Source organism: Jeotgalicoccus huakuii, assembly GCF_036665975.1.
GTDB lineage: Bacteria > Bacillota > Bacilli > Staphylococcales > Salinicoccaceae > Jeotgalicoccus > Jeotgalicoccus marinus.
This window is the reverse complement of record NZ_JAVIYN010000028.1, coordinates 1-4,013: the sequence shown is the minus strand read 5'-3', so window position 1 is coordinate 4,013 and position 4,013 is coordinate 1. Positions and strand designations below refer to the sequence as shown.

At 34.5% G+C, this 4,013-nt stretch carries 3 protein-coding genes; all 3 read right to left on the bottom strand.

Annotation, left to right across the window (positions count from 1 at the left end; all coding sequences use genetic code 11):
* Nucleotides 1-347: 347 nt before the first annotated feature.
* Nucleotides 348-2,153, bottom strand: coding sequence for an oligoendopeptidase F (gene pepF / locus V6E76_RS11300; protein WP_026867415.1), 1,806 nt, complete (start codon nucleotides 2,151-2,153; stop codon nucleotides 348-350).
* A 54-nt stretch (nucleotides 2,154-2,207) separates the two neighbouring features.
* Entirely contained in the window at nucleotides 2,208-3,182 is a 975-nt protein-coding gene (locus tag V6E76_RS11295) for a competence protein CoiA (protein ID WP_198687900.1), read from the bottom strand.
* A 65-nt stretch (nucleotides 3,183-3,247) separates the two neighbouring features.
* Nucleotides 3,248-3,925 carry an adaptor protein MecA gene (mecA, locus tag V6E76_RS11290; RefSeq protein ID WP_166627206.1) on the bottom strand — a complete coding sequence of 226 codons (678 nt, stop codon included), beginning with the start codon at nucleotides 3,923-3,925 and terminating at the stop codon, nucleotides 3,248-3,250.
* Nucleotides 3,926-4,013: the final 88 nt, after the last annotated feature.

The following is a 4,013-nucleotide window of genomic DNA, read 5'->3' as shown; positions in this document are numbered from 1 at the left end:
ATTTAAATCCCGCTTACTTTGCTCTCAGTAGAGCTTGGTAGGCGGGATTTTTTGTATGTTTTGTATGTATGGAAGATTTTATAGTCTTTTTTGAATTGCTACCCTTCGATTCAATATCCCTCTCCCACATATCAAGGCCGTCTTAAAATTAGACACAAAAAAGCAGTACATCTTCTATAATGTACTGCTCAAACAAAGGGGATGGGAGAAATTTTATACTGTTAACAAAGGGGTATGTTTTTCAGTGATAAAATTTTCATGTGTTTAATATAACACGGTTATTGGGCTCGCACAACATTTTGAACAGTTTTTCACACTTTTGTCATAATGTAAACGAATTCACATAGTTATTGTTTTAATTTATCTAGTAATTCTTCAAATTGATCAAGTTGTGCTTCAAAAACAGCTAGGGCATTTTCAATTGGTTCTGCTGTCGTCATATCGACTCCTGCATTTTTTAGAATCTCAATTGGATAATTTGATGACCCTTTTTTCAGGAATTCGTTAATGTAACGTTCAGCTGTTTCTTGATCACCTTCTAGTACTTGTTTAGATAAACTTGCTGCTGCTGAATAACCAGTTGAATACTGATACACATAATAATTCATATAGAAGTGAGGAATTCTCGCCCACTCTACTGAAATGTAATCATCATAATCTACAGCTTCACCGAAGTATTTCTTGTTGAGATCACCATACACTTCGTTTAACTTACCTGCTGTTAATGGCTCACCTGACTCTTTTAATGTATGGATCTTGTGTTCAAATTCTGCAAACATTGTCTGACGGAACACTGTCCCTCTAAACCCTTCTAACTGCTCATTCAATAAGTAAAGCTTTTGTTTATCATCAGTTAAATTTTTAAACATAAAGTCAGCTAAAAGTGCTTCATTAAATGTACTTGCGACTTCTGCTACAAAGATTGAATAACCACTCATGTTGGCAGGTTGATTTTTTCTTGAATAGTAACTGTGTACTGAATGCCCAAATTCATGTGCTAAAGTAAATAGATTATTCACATTATCTTGCCAGTTCATTAGGATGTATGGATTTGTTCCAAAAGTACCTGATGAGTATGCGCCTGTACGTTTACCTTTATTCTGATAAACGTCGACCCAACGGTTGTTCAAACCTTCTTTAATAATGTCTACATACTCTTCACCTAGTGGGTGTAGGGCATTGACTAACCACTCTTTTGCATTTTCATAAGTCATATCAAAATCAACATCGTCGACTAATGGTACATATAAATCATACATTTTAAGTTGGTCTAGACCTAAGAATTTTTTACGAATCTCTGTATAACGATGTAAAAGATGTAAATTATTATTCACTGTCTCGACTAAGTTATCATATACTGATTCTGGGATATGATTATTTGCTAGAGCTTGGTGACGACTTGATTCATAGCCTCTAATTGACGAGCTAAAGACGTGTGTATTTACTACTCCAGCTAGCGTTTGACTCAAAGTATTTTTGAAAGCATCGTAGGCTGTATATAAGCTCTTATAAGCTGATTCTCTTAAAATACGGTCAGATGACTTGAGTAATTCTATAAAATTACCTTGGCTTAATTCATGTTCGTTACCATCTTTGTCTACAGCAGGCTCAAAAGTAATATCAGCATTGTTAAACATACCGTATACTTGGGTTGGCGTATGCATTACTTCACCAGCTTGTGCCAGTAGCTGTTCTTCTTTGTCGCTTAAAACATAAGGGCGTTGTTTATTTAACTTTTCTAAGTCAAATTTGAATTCATTTAATCGCTCAGATTGAGCATATTCTTTTAGGGTTTCTTCAGGTATTTCCATAATGGCTGGTACTAAGAAGCTCCACGCTGCTGAATATTTAACAGCTAAAGAACGTGCACGACTTTCTAGCGCACTATAAGTATCGTTGGAAGTATCTTGATCATGTTTTAAGTGCGCGTATACAAATACTTTACCGAGCTCTACATCTAATTCCCTTTCAGTTTCTAAAGCATCCGCTAGCTCATCAGCTGAAGAAAATCCATTTTTAAATTTATCTGCTAGATCTAGCTTATTCTCTAAATCTTGATAAGCCTTGTCAAACTCTTCATCAGATTGGAAGATTGTTGTTAAATCCCATGTGTTTTCTAGTTGTTGTTCTTCTCTTGTGATTAATTTCCCCATTGTTAAAACCTCCATAGATTAATACTCCAATTTTCTCAATAATCATAATTTTGTTCAAGCAATATCTTCCGAATCCCGAAAAACTTTTAAGTAGTATCGAACTAGATTTTTAACGATTATATGCTTTTCGAGAATATCCCCATTGGTTCTCAACTTAATAAAATCCATAAAGATTTGAAGATTAAAAGTTCCCCTATTTAAGTGGTAGTGAATATACAGCTTCCATTCAAGCGGTGAATTCAAGATATCTCGCTCATACAGACACGTCATTATAAACCGTTTTGGAATGTGTTGATGATGGATATCCAATTGATATAGATAAGTCAGAGTTGGATTTAACACAGATTTAGCTGACTTTTCATGGTATAGAATGTTTTTTACCATGCTTTGACTTAGCTTATAGTCATTCGGCCAGTCTACTCTTTTACTATATCCATAAAGGTCTTTAACCTGTATTTTTTCGCTTCTATAAATAAACCGGTTATTACCAACATGATGCCCTATGTGATATATATTGACTGATAAAGACTCAGTATTAATCGTAAACAACTTATGGTCAGTTGTCGTCGCATATTGAAAGTGATTAAGACTTAATAAACACTCGTCTTTCTTCACTTCAGCGTCGTTGATTAGCCAGATGACCTTCATACCTAATTTGTTATAACCCTTTGTCCTTATAGCAACCAAATCCGCACTAATTCGAGATAACTGTATTTCAATGGCGAGTTGATAATTGACAAGGACATCTGGAATCTGTTCAATTTCTTTTAGGTAATATTCCATTGCAGTCGCATATATTTTGTTTAATTCAGTATAAATATCATGTTTTAATTTCAAATGCATTAATGATTCTTTTTTATAGAGATACCGTGTACATTGTAAAATATGTTGGTGAGAAAAATGTGCAACTTTGACTTTACCCGCCTTCAGCCTTACCGGTGCTTCACAGACAGGACAAAAATAAGATTCATTTTTAACAGCTTGGTGGGCAAACACTTGACTACCAAATTCATCTTGAGCTAAAAACATAAAAAAACCTCCTTATCCTATATATAGGAAATAAGGAGGGGAAATCTTTTTTTCAGACAAGTTAATTATTTTTCTTGAAAATAACGTCTAACTTGAGCTCTAACATTATTACTCATTATAATTTTACCGTATTCTTCCAGATATGCACTTGCAATTTGTGTAGGCTCGCTATATTCTAGCAGCTTTGTCTCAATACCTTCCATGTGATCAAAATGCGTTCTGTAGTCGAAGTACATTTGGTAATAATATCTACCGTCCAACACATAGAGTAGATCTTCATATGTTGTTTCATCATGTTCAGTTTCATACGTGTATTTAATCAAGTCTTCAAAGTCTCTAAAACGTACAGTTAATGGCTCTGAAATGACTGGTACATCTAATTCTCTATTTGGTTGTACTTGAGGCGGTCTATCCTGGATGGATTTGTCAATATAAGATTCGAGATCACGATTTTCAAAATTCATTGAATAAGACTCCATACCGTATGAATCTTGCTCTTGTTGAGATTTAGATACAACGACTTCTATTCCTTTGTCAAAAGCATGTACTTGAATCCATAATGGTCCATCCATGGAAAAATCTTCAGTCTGTTCACTGTTTACTTCGTCCATAATTGTCCAAAAGAATTCCTCTCCACGTTGGCGGTTCATCCAAAGATCTTCCTTGTTAAAACCTCGACTCTCAATGTCTGTATACGTTAGAAAGAACTTAATGGTCGAGTCGTTCACTCTTTCAATCCTCATTTTGCTCACTCCCTTACCATCATTTCTGCTTATTATACTAGGGTTCCATTCATATTACCAAACTTTAGATTTGTCTTTCTATTATAAG